The sequence below is a fragment of the Rhodoferax sp. GW821-FHT07F03 genome (assembly GCF_059418745.1).
Genome location: NZ_JBWKQM010000016.1, coordinates 45,781 through 65,020, shown reverse-complemented (window position 1 = coordinate 65,020; position 19,240 = coordinate 45,781). Strand labels below are relative to the sequence as shown.

Sequence of the window (19,240 nt, the reverse complement as noted above, 5' to 3'; positions counted from 1 at the left end):
CACATGAAAAATAAAACACTCGCGGCCTGGCTAGCCTTTCTGGGCGGCCCACTGGGTCTGCACCGCTTTTACCTACGCGGCATGGGCGATATCTGGGGCTGGCTGTACCCCTTTCCCTCGGCACTAGGCTTGTATGGCGTCATTCGCGCGCAGCAGATGGGTCTGGACGACCATTGGAGTTGGGTATTAATTCCGCTGCTTGGGCTGACCATTAGCGCAGGCGCGCTGTCTGCTTTGGTCTATGGACTCAAGACGCCAGAGAAATGGAATTCGGCCTACAACCCCGCTACAGACGCCGAGGCGGCGCCTGGCCAATCCAACTGGCTGACAGTAGGTGCACTGGTCTGCGCCCTACTGTTCGGCACCGGCACCCTGATGGCCAGCCTGGCTTTCAGCTTTCAGCGTTACTTCGAATACCAAATTGAAGTAACGCCCAAAAGCACTCCATGATCAGAAAATCTGCAGGCTGAACCAGTAGGCCACGGCAGCCACAAAAGCGCTGGCGGGAATGGTGAAAATCCAGGCCCAGATGATGGTTCCAGCCACCCCCCAACGCACCGCGCTGGCACGCTGGGTTGAACCCACACCCACAATGGCACCAGTGATGGTGTGCGTGGTGGAGACAGGAATGCCCAAGGCCGTTGCCAAAAACAAGGTCAATGCACCGCCAGTTTCAGCGCAAAACCCACCCACAGGCTTGAGCTTGGTGATCTTTTGCCCCATGGTCTTCACGATGCGCCAGCCACCAAACATGGTTCCACCAGCAATCGCCGTGTAACAACTCACGATGGCCCACGTCGGCGGAGAGGCGTCGGTAGCAGCCGCGTGGCCGGTCGCAATCAGCAACATCCAGATGATGCCGATCGTCTTCTGCGCATCATTGCCGCCATGGCCCAGACTATAGGCCCCCGCAGACAACAATTGCAGCCGCCTGAACCAGCGATCCACCTTAGATGGCGTTGCACGGCGACAAATCCAGGCCACCGCCACCATCATCAGCGACCCCAAAAAGAAGCCCAGAATCGGGGACACAAAAATAAATGCTACGGTCTTCAAAATGCCGCTAGCCACGAGCGCCCCCGAACCCGCCTTACCCACTACCGCCCCCACAATGCCGCCAATCAGCGCATGCGAGGAGCTGCTGGGGATCCCGTAGTACCACGTCACCAGATTCCAGAAAATCGCCCCCATCAGCGCACCAAACACCACGTGAACGTCAATCACACCCGGGTCGGCAATCCCCTTGCCTACCGTCGCCGCAACGCTTAAATGGAAAATAAACAAGGCGACGAAATTGAACAGCGCAGCAAACACCACCGCCTGCACTGGCTTCAGCACCCCCGTGGACACCACCGTCGCAATTGAATTCGCCGCATCGTGGAAACCGTTCATGAAATCAAACAACAGTGCCATGACGACCAGCACTACCACCACCCACAAACCCACCTGCACCGTAGCCATCTAAAGCCCCGACTCAGGAGTTCTCGAGGACAACGCCCTCGATCAAATTGGCAACATCCTCACATTTGTCGGTGATGGTTTCCAGCAACTCGTAAATAGCTTTGAGCTTGATGAGCTCGCGCACGTCGGGCTCCTCGCGGAACAGCTTGCTCATGGCGGAGCGCATGACCCGATCTGCATCCGACTCCAGTTGGTCGATCTCTTCACATGTCTTCAGGGCGGCCTCTGCAACCTTGGGCTCGGCGATCTTGGCCAGCATATAAACCGCATCCTTCAGGCGCTCACAACACTTGAGGCTCAACTCAGTCAAGCGGGACATGTCCTCCGTCATGTGGCGCACGTCATACAAAGACATGGTCTCCGCAGAATCCTGGATCACGTCCGCCACATCATCCATGGTGTTGATCAGCTGATGGATCTGCTCCCGGTCAATCGGCGTGATGAAAGTTTTGTGCAACATCTTGTTGACTTCGCGCGTGACGCGGTCGGCCGCATGCTCGGCCGTATCCACCTCACGGGTATAGCGCTCGCGCAACTGCGGATCACCATAGTTCGCCACCAACGAGGAAAAAGCCCGCGCCGCCTCCACAATGCGATCCGCATGCTGGTTGAACATTTCGAAAAAATTGCCTTCACGCGGCAACAGCTTGCCAAACAGCATGGCGAGACTCCTAAGGGGGGATTGCGTCAGAAATATGACACTTTGGGTAAAATCGTGAGGAGTGTAACCGGCTCTAATAGCCGCTACTCTGCTCATACGCCACGGAAAAAAGTTATAGACTGCACAGCTCTTGATTCATCTTGTACAGTAGATATCTACTGAACGATATAAATCGCGTGGAACTTCAAAAACCATTAGCTCGCAATGCGAGCTAATGGTGACTCCCACAAAACCGACTCACCATGTATGAGACCGTCGGTATCCGCAGGATGCAGCGCTTGTCCTCGGTCGATATAAAAGTGCAAAGAGACACATCGACACAGCAGTGGCTCAAATCGATGGAGAGAATCCTGATCCTTTAAGCAAAAATGCGAAGCTGTTTAGAACATTATTCGCCACCACCGTCATAAGGTTCCTTGCTCTTGTCCTCATCGCTACGCTTTAGTTCTTTTCGTATTTGCCTGGGCACACCAAGGGCCGTATCGACAACAGCCGCGCTCAACAACCGTCGTCAGACGCATCGAGCATTCATTCACACGAGGTCAGCCAAATATTTGTATCTAGCGAATTTTTTGGCCTTTTTCCTGCTGGCAATGGGGTCGGCGCACAGCGAAGAGGGAAATGCTACAAAGTTTTACGCATCAGAAAGCGTGCGACATGAAAGCAACCTGTTCCGACTCTCCTCCACTGATAACGCACAGGCCTTGATTGGTCGATCGTCCCCCGCAGAAACCGTTTACGCAACTACGCTGGGTCTCAAATTCGACCAACAGTACAGCCTTCAGCGGGTACAACTCGACGTTAGCGCAGTTGACTATCGCTACCAGAATTTCAGTTACTTGAACTTTGACGCGCTCAACTACCACGCGGGCTGGCGCTGGAGTGTCACACCCCATCTCTACGGTAATGTGACCAGTTCACGCGAGAAGACGTTGAACAGCTTCTCAGACTTCCTCGGGTTCAACCAGCGTAACGAACGCGTCAACACAAGTACTGGCGTAGACCTCAACTACGAGATGGGGGCGAGATGGCATGTCCTCGGTTCACTTATGGAAACAGCACAGACCAACCGCCAACCCTTGATTACCGAAAGTGGATCTCGACAAACCGTCACGGACGCAGGACTGCGTTATGAGTTTCCCTCTGGAACTTATATGGGTTTCGCGCTACGCAACTACGATGGTACCTATACCGACCAAGCCACCTCGAGCGCGAATCGACTTGAAAACGCCTTCACACAAAATGAAGGTGAAGTGAACATGCTCTGGCAAGTAAGTGAAAAGACAAGTGCGAACTTCGCCCTTATTTACCTGAAAAGGCACCACCCCCACTTCTCCGAACGCAACTACAGCGGCTTAGCTGGCAATGCCCGGCTCAGCTGGCTCATTTCGGCTAAATCAGCGCTAAACGTCGAATGGCGTCGCGACATTTCAGCCTTTCAGACGTCCAGCTTCAATTACTCAGCGGTCGATCGTTTTTCCATCGGACCTGCGTGGCAACTCAGTAGCAAAACTCGGCTAGGTATGCAGCTGGGTGTAACAAACCGAGACTACGGCGGATCGCCCGGTCTCGGATTCATCTCGGACCGGAGTGATATCAACAGAGATGCCGCAGTGGTACTGGACTGGCATCCCCTGACTTCGGTAAATGTAAGCGCATCACTGCAAAACTCCCGTCGGACATCCAGCGATCCAGGGTTAGATTACAAGAGCAATATCTTCACTATTTCAGCCAAATTTACTTATTAGCTCCAACAGCTCCGATCGTGATCAAAATCCAAGCAAGAGCAAATCAAACGAAGGCTGTATGACCAAGAAAATTAAAGTTTTACATATTATCAAAACCCTTGGTTTGGGTGGGGCCGAGACAAATCTATTGAATCTCGCTGGCGCCTTCGACCATCAAAAAATCGAAACCCATGTCGCCTATTCTTATGGCGGGGAAATAGAGCAAAGATTTAGAGATACGGGTATGCGTCTTTTTAAATATGCCAATCAAAGCCATCGCGTAAAAAGTTTGCACACAATATCAATCGTCTTAAAACTCGCACGCTATATTAAAAAAAACAAAATTGATATTATTCAAACCCATAATTTCAATGGTCATGTATGGGGATTGATGGCCGCAAAACTGAGTCGAACAAAATTGATCGAGCATGTACACGATTTTCGCTACACATCCACCCAGGAATTAGCCCGGCGGCATGGCCTCCAGGACCAATACCGATTCACGAAATACTTTCGAAATCAAGCCGATCGTGTGATCGTGCTTACTCAGGGTGATGTCGATTACGTAGTTAAGAATGGTTTTGCACAGGCTCAGCAAGTTGTGGAGATGCAAAACGGTATTCCCTTCGATGAGCTGATACCAAATGAATCCAGCAATCTTCGGGAAAAGCTCGGTATTCCCGCTGATGCCGTGGTAATCCTGACCAGCGCACGCATGGACCCAACCAAAAACGTCGATTTGATCCTTCGAATCGCTAAAAAAATTGTACAAGCAGCACCGCAGGTATTTTTTCTGGTGGCCGGCAATGGCACTTATCTTGATGAATACCGCGAGCGCTGCCGGCAATTAGGCCTTGATCGATATGTGCTTTTCATGGGATTTCATCAAGATATGTATGGGTTACTGGCAACATCGAACATATTTTTACTTCCTTCATTTCTCGAACTCCATTCGATCGCCATCCTTGAAGCACTCAAAATGAAAGTACCCGTAGTCGTGTCGGATGGCGTGGGCTGCAATGCTGAGTTCATCGAAAACGGAAAAAATGGTTTTCTTTGCGATCCATTCCAGGAGCAGCCATGGATCGATGCGCTGAGCCAGTTGGCGAATAATGCCGAACTACGACAACTTATGGGGGTAAGAGGGCATGAGACATGCCGTCGTTTATTCAACATCACTACAACCTCCGCCGAACTCGAAAAAATCTATCTCGAACTCGCTGCCTAACTTCCAATGACGCGCTCCATCAGGTGCACAGATTCCTTAGTACTTCAAAAATCCGATCCAACAAGATACATGAATCAAAACGGGCATATCAAGGTTCTGGACGGCTGGAGAGGCATCAGCATCCTTTTGGTCCTTGCAGCACACCTACTGCCCCTGGGGCCTAAAAGTTGGGGATTGAACTTCGCCACTGGTGTTTTGGGCATGGTGATTTTTTTCATACTGTCAGGCTTTCTCATTACCTCGATACTTCTGACAGGTATCTCCGTCCCAGAGTTTCTGACACGTCGATTCTTTCGGGTTATTCCACTCGCATGGCTTTACTTTAGCGTGGTTCTGCTTGCCTGGACCGCATCGCCAAGAAGCTGGTGGCCCCATTTTTTCTTCTACGCCAATATGCCGCCCGAAGACTTCATTCCCATGACGGAGCATATGTGGAGTCTTTGTGTCGAGGTACAGTTCTATGTCGCAATAGCGATCTGGTACAGGTTCGCCGGCACACGCGGGCTTTTATGGCTTCCATGGGTAGCGCTTTCATTCACTGCATTGAGGGCCTGGAACAGCGTTGATGCAGTGATTGCCACTTATTATCGAATCGATGAAATACTCGCCGGATGTATTCTCGCACTTGTTTGGCATGGCCAAATTAGCAAGAATCTCCTGGGCAAAATACAGAGGCTTCCACTCTGGTTGATCTTGCCTTTGCTGATTGCCTCTTGTTTGCATATTGGGAAACTATATTTACTCAGACCTTATTTTGCAGCCCTGCTCGTAGCCATTACGATGCTCAATCCAGAATCCAAATTTTCTCGCCTTTTAAGCATTCGGCCACTGCTTTTTACCGCAAGTATATCGTATGCACTATATGTTATACATCCGATGCTGGCTCACTCTTGGCTGGGTAGTGGAGAATTACTTGAGAAGTATGCAAAACGCCCAATTCTATTCATTGCCTTGGTTGCAATTGCATACGCATCCACACATTTCTATGAGTTAAAATGGATCTCGCTTGGAAAGAAACTGTCACGACAGATACGACAATACTCCACCAATCACCAATAAAGACAGTGGCAATCCAGGGGGAAAATATTTAACTTACCCTGATTACAAGCAAAAACAAAATAAAAGATATCGCCGCTCAAACCCAGCAATTATTAAAATTTGACTAAATACTCCATCCATAACAAACCATACATTATTGGCAACTCAACACATACTTCAAGAGGTCCACTTTGAACATCTACGCACAACATAAAGACGGCCTTTTCGGTTTGCTTACCTGACGCTTGATATAGCGGCCTTCACAAAATCGGTCCTCAAATTTTCATGAATATTGCATTGAATGTTGTCTTACTGATGCCAGTGGGAATCCTACTGCTGGTCTGCTCCCTACTACTGGTTCAAGTAATTGCTGCGATCGCCTCCCGACGTCATTCACCCACACCTGCAACCGCACACCCGCGCGTGGCAGTGCTTGTGCCAGCGCACAACGAGTCCCGTGGCATTCTTGCCACGCTCGACTCGATCCGGCAGCAGTTGACCCTAGGCGATCGCATCATCGTCGTGGCAGACAACTGCACTGACGACACCGCACAAGTCGCGGCAACAGCTGGCGCGGAGGTGCTGGAACGCAACGACGCATCGCATCGAGGTAAAGGTTACGCCCTAGCTTTTGGCGTCGAGCACCTCGCACTCGATACGCCTGACGTCGTCGTGATCGTAGATGCAGACTGTATCGTGCAGCCAAACGTCCTTGACATCATCGCGCGTCAATCTGCGGCCCAATGCAGGCCTGTGCAAGCTCTGTACCTTATGAAGACGCCCATCACAGCCGGACCGATGGCCCCCATCGCAGAATTCGCCTGGTTAGTAAAGAATCTTGTTCGTCCGCTAGGATATCTCCGGCTTGGACAGCCCTGCCAATTGATGGGCACCGGCATGGCATTCCCGTGGTCAGTCATTCGTCAGGTCTCGCTAGCAAGCGGTCATATCGTCGAGGACCTAAAAATGGGCATAGAACTGGCCGACAAAGGCTTCTCACCGGTCTTCTGCCCCAATGCCCTTGTCACCAGCGTTTTTCCAGAGAACCGCGAAGGTGTCAATTCCCAACGCACACGCTGGGAACATGGCCATCTGGGCATGATTGCCAGCGAGGTGCCCCGCTATTTCTTGCGCGCGCTGAAGACACAGAACTCCGCTCTTATGGCCCTGGTTTTAGACCTCTGCGTTCCACCCCTCGCCTTGTTAACTTTGCTCGTCCTTGCGTCTTGCGCAATCGGTGCAGTGGTGTATTTGATCTCTGGAGAAGCGCTAATACTTCAGCTTGCGGGATTAACGCTAGCCTGCCTCGGCCTAGCCATTCTGCTGGCATGGACTTTCTTCGGCCGGAAGATCCTTACCTTCGGTCGTCTAGCCTATGCCCCGATTTACGCGCTCCGGAAGATCCCACTTTACGCCAAATTTTTTGTGAACCGACAGGTCGATTGGATTCGCTCCAAACGCGATCAGTCCTAATGGAGCTTGGATAATGTGGAAGTTGCGTTGGACATCACTCATCGAAAAAATTCATTTGATTGAAACAACAAAAGATGAACAGGCGTTATTGGCGTCCCTGTCCAACGTCAGTAAACCCCAGGTTCTCGCGTTCGTGAATGCGCACGCAATGAACTGCTGTGCTTCCAATCCTGCTTTCTATGACGCCCTTATCAACGCGGACCTCTTGCTGCGCGATGGGTCTGGGATGGCCATGCTCTACAAACACGCGCAATGTGGTCCGGGTATGAACATGAACGGTACGGATTTCATTCCCAAAATATTGTCTACATTCAAGGGGCGCAGCGTAGCTTTCTGGGGCACACAAGAGCCCTTCCTGACGGCCGCCAAATTGCGAAGCGAAAGCGAATTTGGTATCAGGATCACCTCGTGTGAAGGTGGTTTCGAGAACTTCAATCACTACTTAACGCTGGCCTCCAGCACCCAGCCTGACTTGATCGTGTTGGGCATGGGAATGCCCAAACAAGAACAACTAGCACAGTTACTTAAGACTCACGCACCGGGCTCGCCCCTGATTGTGTGCGGCGGTGCCATCGTTGACTTCCTGGGCGGCAAGGTTGAACGGGCGCCTAAAGTCATGCGTCGTGCAGGGCTGGAGTGGCTGTATCGCTTTAGTCAGGAACCAGGACGCCTGTTCCATCGGTATGTAGTGGGAAACCCCGCATTTCTGATAAAAGTGCGAGCGTGGGTTAACGATAAAACAGCCTAAGCACCTTCCCGCCATAGTCAACCACAAAACTAAATGATCATTTAAATCAAATCGAATCACGTAGTAAGCTCGCCTGCTCAATGCATTATGAGCGTCGTCTGTTGATTAGCCCCCATCGGGAGTGCCCTTCGCCTCGTCAAATACCTTGGTAAACATTGGCACAAGCAGCTTGTTTCCATATTCGCTCAGGTGGTTGTCGTCGTAATAGAGCGGTCGACCATCCTTCTTGCCATGGCAGCTTTCAGCCCAACACAAATACGGAAGCGGATCCAAAATTCTGGCCCCGCATTGATCGTGTGCAGCATCTTGAGCTGCAAGGATAAAATCATTGCGCCGATGGTAGTCGGCCAGTGACATCATCACCTCCTTGCGTTGCCCCCACAACATTGCGCGTGCAGTGCCTGGGACATCAACGCTCATTTCCGGTATTGGTCTAACTAAATAGACCGAATGGTGTTTGGCCAGCATACAGGCAGTGCTAGTCAAGTGCTGCGCATATTCCTTCAGAAAAGAGAGCTCAGATGTCTCGTAAGGGTGTGAAAAGTAAACCCAGGGTACATTGCGAGGCCCTTCAATGAATTTCCCAAAGGCGTATTGGCCGTGACGGTTGACCACCACCACAGGTATATCGCTCGGTATTTTTTCTAATTGCGCCAATGCCCAATCCACAAAGCCCGCGCACTCGTTGTCCGGATCCAATTCCGTTCGATGCGCTCCCTGAATAATCGGGCATGCGCTGTACGACCACTGCATCACCGATCCTGGCGTAACGGAAGGCACGGCGGCGGCAACTGCCGACATCACTGCGTCAGCATGGCTGTCTCCTAGGACGATTGCTTTCAGCGGACCACCTCCGTAGAGACAAGATGGCGAGGACACGCCCTTGCCGGCATGGCAGTCGGCACGTCGAAGATTTCGGTCTAATGTTGCTTGGCTAGTCAGCTCAATGGTCGAGTCAAAACGTCCTGAAACACCATTTTCGGCAAACACCGCCCCACTTCCCAATGCCACTATCGCTGCTGTAGCAACCAGAGTCGTGGTGGCCATACCGAACGAAAGGCGACTGAAAAACCTCCGCGCGGGCGTTTCGACAAAATGGAACGATAGATGCCCCAGCAAGCCCGTTAATGCCAGTCCAGCAACCACGAACCAAGGATCACTTTGGCGCTCTGCGTAGCGTAACGCAACACCATTGTCCAATGCCACAAATAGAGTGAATAAGACCTGCTACCTAACCATTGGGCAATGGTGTTGCCAGTCCACATAGATTGGGTGCGAGCAGCGAACAGAACCATGACCGATCCCAGTACCGGCAGTAATGCACGCCATCCAGGCCACGCTGAATGTGCATCGAAACTGAAGATGGAAGCCGCAACTAAGCCAAAACCGCAAAACTCCAATGCCAGGCGATGGCTCACGGCGAACATCGCTCTGCTTGCCATTAAGTACACAAATCCCCCTGCCAGCATTTCCCACGCTCTAGTGGGTAGAAGAAAAAAAGCAGTTGAGGGTTTAGACGGCGTCACAGCAATGCACAAACCAAATGAAATCACGAGTCCAATCCCCAAGGCCCACGTGGCCGGCCCACGGCCGGGACGCCATCTCCAGAGACCAAGTAAAACGACCGGCAGCACTAGATAGAACTGCCATTCAACGGCGAGGGACCATGTGTGCAACAGCCATTTGTCATGCGAGTTGACATCGAAATAGCCTGCCTCTTTCCAGAAAACAATATTCGATACAAAAGCGATACTGGAAACAACATGCAATGCCAATCGCTGGTAGTCAGTCGGAAGAATGAGCCACCAGCCGAGGCCAAGAAGTGCCGCACACAAAACAATCAGCGCAGGAACGATACGGCGCACCCTAGCCATATAGAACGCGCGTACAGAAAATGTATCTCCTTCGAGGCCGTCAATGACGATTTTCGTCATCAAAAGTCCAGAGATCACGAAAAATACATCAACGCCTACAAAGCCGCCGCCGAATCCTGGAACGCCAAAGTGGTACAGAACAACGGCGACGACAGCCCAGGCCCGAAGCCCATTGATATCCGCGCGGAACCCTGATTCCATTTTTTGACTTTTCACCACTGTGAACTCCCCTAAGCAGGTCGTGCCCCAGCTTAACGGTTGTCACCGTTTTTCTGTCCCACAAAAATGTATCAAGGTGCTCATTCAGTCGTACGGAATCGCAGACCGAACTATGCGACTTAGGCCAGTAAAAAGTTGGCGGAGCCTCGGGCAATTTTTGCGGGGTCAATTCCAGTTTGAACTTCGTCCACAGCGATCGAATCGGGTGTGGCGCCGCGCGCGCAGCAATGATGCGCTAAAGCTGAGAAAGAAATGGGAGGCAAATGCCTAGTGCGCTAGTTTGCCAATGTTCAGCAAGATATTTCAGCACATACAAGCAACTACCCTTTACGGCTTGCCGTAGTCTTGGGGTAAGAATTGCAGCTTCTCCCATGGGAAGCCGTCGAGGATGGCCCATGCTGGTGCATTGTTTAAAATCGCAGGATAAGGATTGGGTAGTCCGGCCGCAGTGTAGGACTTCGGATTCTGCGCACGGATACCGATCGCACCCGCGTAATCCCAGACCACAAAGCCGTATTTCTGCGCAGCCTTGGCAATCACTTTCCCAGCCGGGCGCATGGGCAATGCGTCAACATTCACGCTTGGATCCAGCCGGAACCGTAGACCTTCCGGAATCCGGTTCGGTTCATTCTTGGGATTGGAGCCATCCGATCTTTTAGCCGGCCACGAAATCACGTTGGCCGACTCCAGTTCCGGCAGGGCAATGCCGATAGCATGGCGAATTTCGCCACGACTCAACTCTTCCGCAGTGATCTGTCCACCGAGAAAAGGTAAGCCGGTGGCTGTCGTCCCGTAATACCCTGGCCAACGCCCGTCAGTTTTTGAGGCGTTTTGCATTCTCCCTCCCCAACAGGCCTGCCACTGGTCTCCCACCTTGCGGGTCAGCCAGAACTCCCAGACGGTGTCCGTCGACGGTTGGTAGATCGTCATTTCCGCATCGCTGCCGCCAGCAGGCACCGCATAGTCTGGCCAGGGAACCTCGGCCCACTGTGGCACCAAGCCTGGATCCAGCCCGAACTTGGGCATGCAGACCCACTGATCGACACGGCGCGTCGGAACGTTCGCCCCCACCACGTACACAGGGCTGGCCCAGGATTCGAAATTGATCGTCACGGTGCCGTAATAGGTCTTCTTCTGCCGCAGAAAAGACTCCACGAAAGCCGCCGAATTGGCATGCACTGGGGCATTGGCCGGAATGGGCGTATACCAGAAGCTGCTCGGCGCAAAGACGGCATCTGTAAGTAATACACTACCAGCCACTTGCGCACGGCCAGGTAAAGGAATCAGAGCCAACTGCGCGACCAGAAGCGGAACGCTCCAGGTCCGAAAGATCGAGTTCGCAACGCTATTCATACTGAAGACCTTTCCGCGGAAAACTTCCGCGCGACGGATTCATTTGTCAACGAACCAGGCAGCAGGCCTTCCGAGGCCTGTAGAGCCTTCTCTTCCGCCTGCTGACGCACGATGATCGAGCAAGCCGAACCGATCACGAACCAGAAGTACCAATTGAACGCCAGATAGTCCAGCATGTTGTCCGAATAAGAGACCACCAGGTACTCGATCACCACGGTGATCACGATCACCGTGCCGAGCTTGTCACCCTTCATCCCCAGCTTCAGAATCGAGAAAACTTTGAAGTACAACCATGCCGCACACAGCAAACCAACTATGCCGGCCTCGAACAGCCATTGCACATAAACATTGTGCGCCCCCCAGTTGCCGCCATTGGCCAGGGGGAAAAAATCGATCGAATAGTAGGCAAACGACTGCGAGCCATACCCGAGCGGGAAGGACGACAGCTTCATATAGCCGATACCGGACTCCCAGATCATCTGACGCCACTCATAGGAATTGGACGGCATGTTGTTCGTCCAGTAGACCTTGGCCGCATCCAGTTCGAGCAGCCGGTCCCGCACGTCGGGCACAAGCATGGCCAGCATACCGCCAATGACCATATAGACAAGGTAGCGACGCTCAAAAATCAGCCCGTACATCAGGAACACCACTACGCAGGCGGCCCAGGCGCTACGGGTCTTGGTCAACATCAAATCGACTAACAGCACACCGATATAGGCAAACAGAATCCAGCGCTGGATGCGCGGGATCTTCAGCACTTGGCTCTTGGCCATATAGAAGGCCAACGTGATCACCACTAGCAGGTAAAAGGCAAAAATGTTGGCATGAGAAAACACACTTCTCACGCGGTTTCCATCCACACCGCCCATGCCGCCATGCGCGTAATCAATGAACCCATAGAAGGCCGGCACAATGGAAGACAGCAGGACGATACGGATCGTGAAGCCCAGATCCTTCTGGCACTGCTTGATATAGAACGGCGCGATGAAAACCGCGATGCTGGTCATGTAACCAAGGAACACCCGGATACCCTTACCCAGCTCGGGCGCACGCACCGCTGCCAGAGCCATGACCAATGCGAGCGGCAGCCACATCGGAATCACGACGGAAGACACCACCTTTGGCTTTTCTACAAACAGCAGTAATGCGATCAACAGCACCAACAGATTCATCAGGGCACCCGCGCTTAAGGTGCCGTCTCGCGTAGCTTCGATGACCGGATCGATCCCAACCCGTACCAGAATCAGCAACAGAAATAACTTGGCCTTATCCGCGAAAAACAGGAACATTAAAAACAGCGCGGCCGGCGCAAGCACGATCCGAATGAGCTTCTCGTCTATCCAGCTCCCGTAAAAAACGGCAGCCACGCCCATCACGATGCAGAAGGCGATCCAACCCAAGCCGCCAAAAAGTGCCGCAGGCCTGAGCATACTTACCTGCCTGCCACAGGCAGCGCCCTGCCACGGTCACGAAGGCGTTTGAGCACGCCCCACGCCTTGCTCGGAAACACCGCTTTCAAGCCGTGTTTGACAGCCAACCTTAAAAGCTTGGCATACATCACCAGCTTGCTGCGCGGGAAATACTTGGTGTAGACACGATGCCGAAGGCGCACCGTGTCCTGCGGCGCAAGCGCCGAATACCCGCCGGTCAGAAACTCAGTCATGATCACATCGACATACTGGAAAACCTTGCCGGCCTTCAACAGGCGCAGGCCCAGGTCGTAGTCGGCGGCCACGCGTTCAGTGGCGTCGAGGCCGTATTCCTTTTGCAGGGACGCACGTACGAAGCACGACTGGTGGCAGAAGCCCAGGCCGTCCTCCATCGTGGCCGCCGGCACCGCGCGCTCGACCCAGCGGTAGTCCTCGTACACATAGATGCTGTCGCCGTAAATCACATCGCAACTCCTCCAGTCGCAAGACTGGAAGGAGCGCGAAATCACGCTGTCGTCCACGAAAAAGTCGCCGGCATTCTGGAACAAAATCCACTCGCCGGTCGCGAGCTCCGCCCCCTTGTTCATGGCCTGGTAGATGCCGCCGTCTTTACCGCTGACCAGCGTTGTAATGCCATCGCGGTACTTGGCCACCACGTCCAGCGTGCCGTCGGTGGAAAGGCCATCAACGACGATGTATTCGAGGTTCGGATAGTCCTGGTTAATCACGCTCTGCAGCGTGCGCTCGATCAGGTCCACGGCATTGAGCACCACGGTAATCACCGTGACTTTCGGCAATGGAGCCTGCAACTCTGCTGTGGCGCTGGCAAGTGTCATGAAAGTCTCTCTCAATGCTTCAATACGATTCGTTCAACAAGCGCTTTTTCAGCCCGCGCACCCACACATAGCGGAAAAAATACCATGCATATTCAAGCGAAGCAAAATGCTTACGCTGCATTCGGTTGACTTCCTTGCGCGTGACCCGAACATGCTGGTTGCTGCGCCCAAGGCAGGAGTAGAAAGCAATGTTGCGCTCGAGAAAATAGAAATCCCGGCCGCCATTTCTTTTGAAGGCACGAATGATCCACTCATAGTCGGCGGAATACTTGTAGGCCTTGTCAAAGATTCCCAAATGGGAAAACAGCGAACGCCGAACGAACACGGCCTGGTGGCAAAACGAGTTGTGCAAAAACTCCGAGACCGAGCGCTTCTTGAAAGCACGGGCCGGAAAACTCAACCGCCCACCCGGCTCGTCTTCAAGGATCACATTGCCGTAAACAAAAGTCCTCGACGTGTCTTCCTCGAACGCTCGGCCGACGTCGGCCAGCACACGATCATCAGCAAACGAATCGTCGGCATTCAGGAAATATACGATTTCACCAGTCGCAAGGCCGATGCCCTTGTTCATGGCATCGAAGATGCCGCCGTCTTTTTCAGAGACGATTTTGCTAATACGTTCAGCGTACTTGTTGACGATCGCCATAGTGCTATCGGTGGAAGCACCATCTATCACCACGTATTCCACATTCGCGTCCTGCTGGGACATCACGGACTGAATCGTCCGCTCGATGCTCTTTGCAGCATTGAAGCAGACAGTGACCACCGAAATTTTGATTTGCGACATGAAAGCTACCTTATCCTTAGTTCACGTTGCCAACGCATTGCACGACGATTTCTTCGTAAGTTTTTGCAAAATCCTGCCGTGCGGCCTTGTAAGACGGCGAGAAAGCAGGCTCCGTACCAACCGGCGGCGCCAGCTTGGCTTTTTCCATCGCCAACTGCATTTTTTCAGCCAAATCATGCGCATTGGCAGGATCGAAAAAGATGCCCTTGTCTGGATTTTGCTCCAGATGAACTGGCAAATTGGACAACAAAACCATCTTGTCGAGCGCCTTTGCTTCTTCTACGCTCGAACTCCAGCCCTCGAATAGCGAGGGATTCATGATCGCCAGCGCATGGTGCATCAGCGACAGCAAGTCCTCGTAGGGAACCAGGCCCAACACCTTGAACGAATCCGCCAAGCCGCTTTGTTCGACCCGCACCATCAGGTCGCTGAAATGATTCGGGTGCCGGTAGTCCTCAGTGCTGCCGGTCATCACCACCATCGCCTCAACGCCCTTCGCCTTCAGCTCAATCAAAGCATCCAGAATGAGCTTGTGGTTCTTGTGGATCCAGAATTGATTGGGCACGTAGAAAAACGGCACGCGAAACTGGTACTTCTTTTGAAGCTCTTCAATCGGCATTACGGCAGCCGACGCATCCACCGCCGGCACAAAACGCAGCACGCGCGACTTGGGTACGGCGGCCGGCGCAAAGGCCGCCAGATCGCTGCGTGCGGCCTCGCTGCTGAGCACGATGCAGTCGCAATCGCGAGCGATGAGGTTGAAAGCCTCATTGCGCATCGCATGTTCCCGCTTGTTGAAGAAGGCCGGTAGGTAGACATGCTGGAAGTCAGGAATCCAGGCGATGGTTTTCACCCCGCCGTGGCGCAGAGGTCCGGAATGAGAAAGAACCTTGACCCCATGGCGGGCCAGCAACATGCCGAGCAACGGGTCTCGACCTGGCAACAGGAGATTCAATCGCCGACGCACCCGCGCCGCCAAGTAGCCCTCATCCAGCAGGGTGGTCTTGACGATTTCGGCATCGCGAAAATTGGCCAGCATCTTCTCGGGTGTCTTGGTGCCCGCGAAAAGCACCGGCTGCACCTGCCTGCCGGGCAATTGGGCCAGCGCCGAAAACAAATTTCGCAGATAGTTGACACTGCCGAGAAAACTCGGGCCCTCGATCACAAAACCGACTCGTATCATGGTTGGCGCCCCTTGAACCAGTTCACATAGCGGGCCATGCCGTCGCGCCACCCGACCATGGGTTTCCAGTCCCAGGCCGTGGCCGCGTTGACATCGGCGTGGTAGCCCACCGGATCGCCCGGCCGCGGCGTCCCGCTGAAACCCAGCTCCGCGTTGTTGCCATAGGTACGGAACACCTCTTCCAATACCTCACGCACGGCCAGACCCTCACCACTGCCGCCATTTACCACCGGGCAGGACGGCGCCGCCTGGCGCGCAGCCGCCAGAAGCAGACTGGCGGCATCGCTTACATGCAGCCAGTCGCGCAACTCCGCGCCTGTGCCGAAGAAGTTGCTGTCGCCCCGCGCGGCCTTGGAGCAGGCGTCCCACAGCAGCTGCTTCTGCAGACCTTCACCATAAACCGAGAAGAAACGCACGATCGCTACCGCCACACCGAAGTGGCCGGCATAAGACCTACACAAATCCTCCGCCATGAGCTTGTGAACGCCATAGGGCGATGCCGGATGCGAGGCATCGGTTTCGAGAATCGGCAGCCGGTCGGCATCGCCATAGACGGCCGCGCTGGACGGATACACCAGCACGGTGTGCGGCGAATGCAGGCGAATGTATTCGAGCACCGCTGCCGTGGCGGACACCGTGCGGTTGAAATCCTGGTGTGGATGCGTCATCGAGAACGCCACCGAGCCGCTGCCGGCGCAATGGACGATGACGTCCGGCTCACGGGCGTAAGTCACTAGGTCGTCCAGAGTGATGTCCGCTGTATGCCAGAACGTAAGGCCGTAGCTGCGGGATTCCGCACTATCCCAGGAGCCATGCCCCATACCGATGACCAAATAACCTGCTGATGCAAATTGACGTGCCACATGACGACCCAGAAAACCGTGAGCGCCAGTAACTACAACAGAATTTTTCATTTACAAGTTTCCTAAATCTGCGCCCGCGACAATCCAAGGAATTTCTACCTTTTTCTTATTTTTCTTCAAAATTTCAAGGTAATCCATTTCACTAGGATTTTCATCCAAATCATGCTCCCCTAATTCCTCGATGTTCATCCATTTTTTCTTTGAAAAACTATATCTTTTAATTAATTTTGCTGGATTTCCAATTGCCACAGAAAACGCAGGCAAGCTATTAAATACTACGGAATTTGCACCAATCACAGAGCCATGCCCAACAGAGACATTACCCAATATGGAAACATCTGCACCAATAAAACAATTTACACCCAATTTTATCGATTGATGTGTAGTAGTTCCGGATGCGATATAAGGAAGCGAAGGATCATCAATCACATGGGAACTACATATAAATCGGCAACCAATTGCAGTCAAACAATAGTCACTCAACTCAATAACTCCCCCAGAAGAAAAAAAATTATCCCGCCCTACAAAGCAATTATTTCCAATTTTTATGGAAATTCCGCTTTCTCGATTATTTACATTAAGCCAAGACCCATCACAAATACAACTATTTCCACCAATAACAACATTCTCAAGACCTAATATTTGCACACCTGAGTGGACAAATGAATTCGATTGAATTTTTAGATATTTTTTTATTCCTTTTGATTGCACCCAACATTTAATACGCACAGGCAATTTATGCCAAATGTATGTTTTTATGCCGGTTTTCATAATACGACTAAGGGTAAGACTGGCCAATAATATGCGCCGGATTACCAACAACAACAGAGAATGCTGGAACGTCTTTCGTTACAACCGAACAAGCGCCCACCACGGCACCTCGACCGATTACCACACCCTTTAAGATGGTTGCGTTGAAACCAATCCAGACATCATCTTCTATTACTATTTTTTTTGCAGTTACATTTTTCAAATCAGCAGGATGCCCAGTAGAAATTATGCTCAAAAAATGGGTGTGTCGCTCCATTGCAGATAAGGAATGAGCGACATTGTCATGAATATTAACGCAATGCGATATCATAACTCGATTCCCAATTTCAATCCCAATCATTGACTGTATTCTTGTTTGATCACCAAGATAGCAATCATTTCCAATACTAATTTGACCGCCATGAGGAAAAACCTCCAGCTGTGAAGATATATGCGTGCGACTTCCGATTACTATTAAATTCTTATCTTCTCGTAAATTATTAATTCGACAGTCATCATGAAGAATAGTTTCCAACCCAACAGTACAGTGACGATATTTTTCAAAAGAATTCAACTTCTTAAATTTGTAAAAAAAACGAGATGAAACTCTCCAGAATACATTGTTCAAAAATGAATTTATATTCATATTTTTGATTTAATTGATTTTATTGACTTAACAACGCGAGCAATAAAACTTCTTTTTTTCATATACGGATGCGCCTTAGCCGCCGCACTTAGTATTTTTTGAATAATTAATCTATTATTTTTTTTCTCAAATATTTCATCCGTCAAAGTTGGAAGAAAATTTTCCAATGGATGCTCCTCCACGGCCTCACCAATATGAGTTCCCGAATTATCTCTACCAATATTTCGAACCAAACTTTTTCCTGGAAATAAAGTTAAACCAGATCTTTGAAACAAACAAAAATACCAATAAATAGCCCAAGAATCAGATTTCCCTGCAACTTGAGTATCAGCCATCGCGGAGTAATCATAACAATCCGAGTAATTAAAAGCAGTTCGGAATTTTTTATCCTTAAGACAACGCTCTAAATGAGCACTATTTCTTTCAAAAAAAGACCATTTACTTTCCCATGTTGCCCAGCCCCATGAACTAGCAAGTCCTAAAAAATAACTAGCGTCAACGTCTTGCATATCTGACGTAAATGAGTATCCAGAAATAGAATAAACATTATCTTCTGTTTCATAGTTTCTTAAGGCGGAATTCATATAAGCCAAGAAACCCTCAGAGGTTTCAAGGTCATCTTCAACAACAATTACTCGCCCATAATCTTTACAAAGTTGCGTCACACCATCGACTACAGAATTCGCAAGTCCCCAATTTTTCTCTCGCTCCACGATATGAACTGAACGGAAACCACTCACCGTTCTGATGTAGCGCCTAACTTCGTTGACTGCTTGTATAGCTTTATCGTTCTTCGGAGCATCGGAGAAAATAAAAAGGTCACTACTCTCCGATAGTCCATTTCGCCTAAGGGCTTCAACTGTCCGCTGCGTATGCCATGGACGACCATAAACAAATAATGCAATAGGTGCAAGGGTAATATCTTTAATATTAAAGAAATAATTTTTATTATCCATAATT

General features: G+C 51.4%; 19 protein-coding genes. 6 read left to right on the top strand and 13 right to left on the bottom strand.

Annotation, left to right across the window (positions count from 1 at the left end; all coding sequences use genetic code 11):
- Positions 1 to 3 precede the first annotated feature (3 nt).
- Entirely contained in the window at positions 4 to 450 is a 447-nt protein-coding gene (locus AC07R0_RS22420; protein ID WP_495106531.1) for a TM2 domain-containing protein, read from the top strand.
- Here the strand turns inward: AC07R0_RS22420 and AC07R0_RS22415 are convergent, their stop codons facing one another.
- Both AC07R0_RS22415 and AC07R0_RS22410 read right to left on the bottom strand, forming a co-directional pair.
- Positions 451 to 1,461, bottom strand: a complete 1,011-nt coding sequence (locus tag AC07R0_RS22415; RefSeq protein WP_495077388.1) for an inorganic phosphate transporter — start codon at positions 1,459 to 1,461, stop codon at positions 451 to 453.
- Positions 1,462 to 1,474: 13 nt separating this feature from the next.
- Positions 1,475 to 2,122: a DUF47 domain-containing protein gene (locus tag AC07R0_RS22410; protein WP_495106530.1), complete on the bottom strand. Its 648-nt coding sequence runs from the start codon at positions 2,120 to 2,122 to the stop codon at positions 1,475 to 1,477.
- A 422-nt stretch (positions 2,123 to 2,544) separates the two neighbouring features.
- Here AC07R0_RS22410 and epsL point away from each other — a divergent pair, with 422 nt between their 5' ends.
- The 5 genes from epsL (at position 2,545) to AC07R0_RS22385 (ending at position 8,336) form a co-directional block, all read left to right on the top strand.
- Positions 2,545 to 3,870 carry an XrtB/PEP-CTERM-associated polysaccharide biosynthesis outer membrane protein EpsL gene (epsL, locus tag AC07R0_RS22405; protein ID WP_495106529.1) on the top strand — a complete coding sequence of 442 codons (1,326 nt, stop codon included), beginning with the start codon at positions 2,545 to 2,547 and terminating at the stop codon, positions 3,868 to 3,870.
- Between the two features lie 58 nt (positions 3,871 to 3,928).
- On the top strand, positions 3,929 to 5,077 hold the full coding sequence (locus tag AC07R0_RS22400) for a glycosyltransferase family 4 protein (RefSeq protein ID WP_495106528.1): 1,149 nt from the start codon (positions 3,929 to 3,931) through the stop codon (positions 5,075 to 5,077).
- Between the two features lie 69 nt (positions 5,078 to 5,146).
- Positions 5,147 to 6,136 (top strand): acyltransferase family protein, encoded by a 990-nt coding sequence (locus AC07R0_RS22395; protein ID WP_495106527.1) that lies wholly within the window; start codon positions 5,147 to 5,149, stop codon positions 6,134 to 6,136.
- A 264-nt stretch (positions 6,137 to 6,400) separates the two neighbouring features.
- A complete protein-coding gene (locus AC07R0_RS22390; RefSeq protein WP_495106526.1) occupies positions 6,401 to 7,588 on the top strand; it encodes a glycosyltransferase family 2 protein in 1,188 nt (395 codons plus the stop codon).
- 13 nt (positions 7,589 to 7,601) lie between these two features.
- A complete protein-coding gene (locus AC07R0_RS22385; RefSeq protein ID WP_495106525.1) occupies positions 7,602 to 8,336 on the top strand; it encodes a WecB/TagA/CpsF family glycosyltransferase in 735 nt (244 codons plus the stop codon).
- Between the two features lie 105 nt (positions 8,337 to 8,441).
- Here the strand turns inward: AC07R0_RS22385 and AC07R0_RS22380 are convergent, their stop codons facing one another.
- The 11 genes from AC07R0_RS22380 to AC07R0_RS22330 form a co-directional block, all read right to left on the bottom strand.
- Entirely contained in the window at positions 8,442 to 9,383 is a 942-nt protein-coding gene (locus tag AC07R0_RS22380) for an SGNH hydrolase domain-containing protein (RefSeq protein WP_495106524.1), read from the bottom strand.
- A gap of 77 nt (positions 9,384 to 9,460) precedes the next feature.
- Positions 9,461 to 10,429 (bottom strand): acyltransferase family protein, encoded by a 969-nt coding sequence (locus AC07R0_RS22375; RefSeq protein WP_495106523.1) that lies wholly within the window; start codon positions 10,427 to 10,429, stop codon positions 9,461 to 9,463.
- Between the two features lie 327 nt (positions 10,430 to 10,756).
- Positions 10,757 to 11,782: a DUF4124 domain-containing protein gene (locus AC07R0_RS22370; RefSeq protein ID WP_495106522.1), complete on the bottom strand. Its 1,026-nt coding sequence runs from the start codon at positions 11,780 to 11,782 to the stop codon at positions 10,757 to 10,759.
- Positions 11,779 to 13,215, bottom strand: a complete 1,437-nt coding sequence (locus tag AC07R0_RS22365; protein WP_495106521.1) for an O-antigen ligase family protein — start codon at positions 13,213 to 13,215, stop codon at positions 11,779 to 11,781. Before AC07R0_RS22365 ends, AC07R0_RS22370 begins: the two co-directional genes overlap by 4 nt.
- Positions 13,216 to 13,217: 2 nt before the next feature.
- On the bottom strand, positions 13,218 to 14,051 hold the full coding sequence (locus AC07R0_RS22360) for a glycosyltransferase family 2 protein (protein WP_495106520.1): 834 nt from the start codon (positions 14,049 to 14,051) through the stop codon (positions 13,218 to 13,220).
- 19 nt (positions 14,052 to 14,070) lie between these two features.
- Complete coding sequence (locus tag AC07R0_RS22355; protein WP_495106519.1) at positions 14,071 to 14,838, bottom strand: glycosyltransferase family 2 protein; 768 nt, start codon at positions 14,836 to 14,838, stop codon at positions 14,071 to 14,073.
- A gap of 16 nt (positions 14,839 to 14,854) precedes the next feature.
- Positions 14,855 to 16,021 (bottom strand): glycosyltransferase family 4 protein, encoded by a 1,167-nt coding sequence (locus tag AC07R0_RS22350; RefSeq protein WP_495106518.1) that lies wholly within the window; start codon positions 16,019 to 16,021, stop codon positions 14,855 to 14,857.
- Positions 16,018 to 16,935, bottom strand: coding sequence for an NAD-dependent epimerase/dehydratase family protein (locus AC07R0_RS22345; RefSeq protein WP_495106517.1), 918 nt, complete (start codon positions 16,933 to 16,935; stop codon positions 16,018 to 16,020). Before AC07R0_RS22345 ends, AC07R0_RS22350 begins: the two co-directional genes overlap by 4 nt.
- The gene (locus AC07R0_RS22340; protein WP_495106516.1) at positions 16,936 to 17,655 is read right to left on the bottom strand and encodes an acyltransferase; all 720 of its coding nucleotides are present in this window, start codon (positions 17,653 to 17,655) and stop codon (positions 16,936 to 16,938) included.
- A gap of 7 nt (positions 17,656 to 17,662) precedes the next feature.
- Positions 17,663 to 18,208: an acyltransferase gene (locus AC07R0_RS22335; protein ID WP_495106515.1), complete on the bottom strand. Its 546-nt coding sequence runs from the start codon at positions 18,206 to 18,208 to the stop codon at positions 17,663 to 17,665.
- 68 nt (positions 18,209 to 18,276) lie between these two features.
- Complete coding sequence (locus AC07R0_RS22330; RefSeq protein ID WP_495106514.1) at positions 18,277 to 19,236, bottom strand: glycosyltransferase family protein; 960 nt, start codon at positions 19,234 to 19,236, stop codon at positions 18,277 to 18,279.
- Positions 19,237 to 19,240 lie beyond the last annotated feature (4 nt).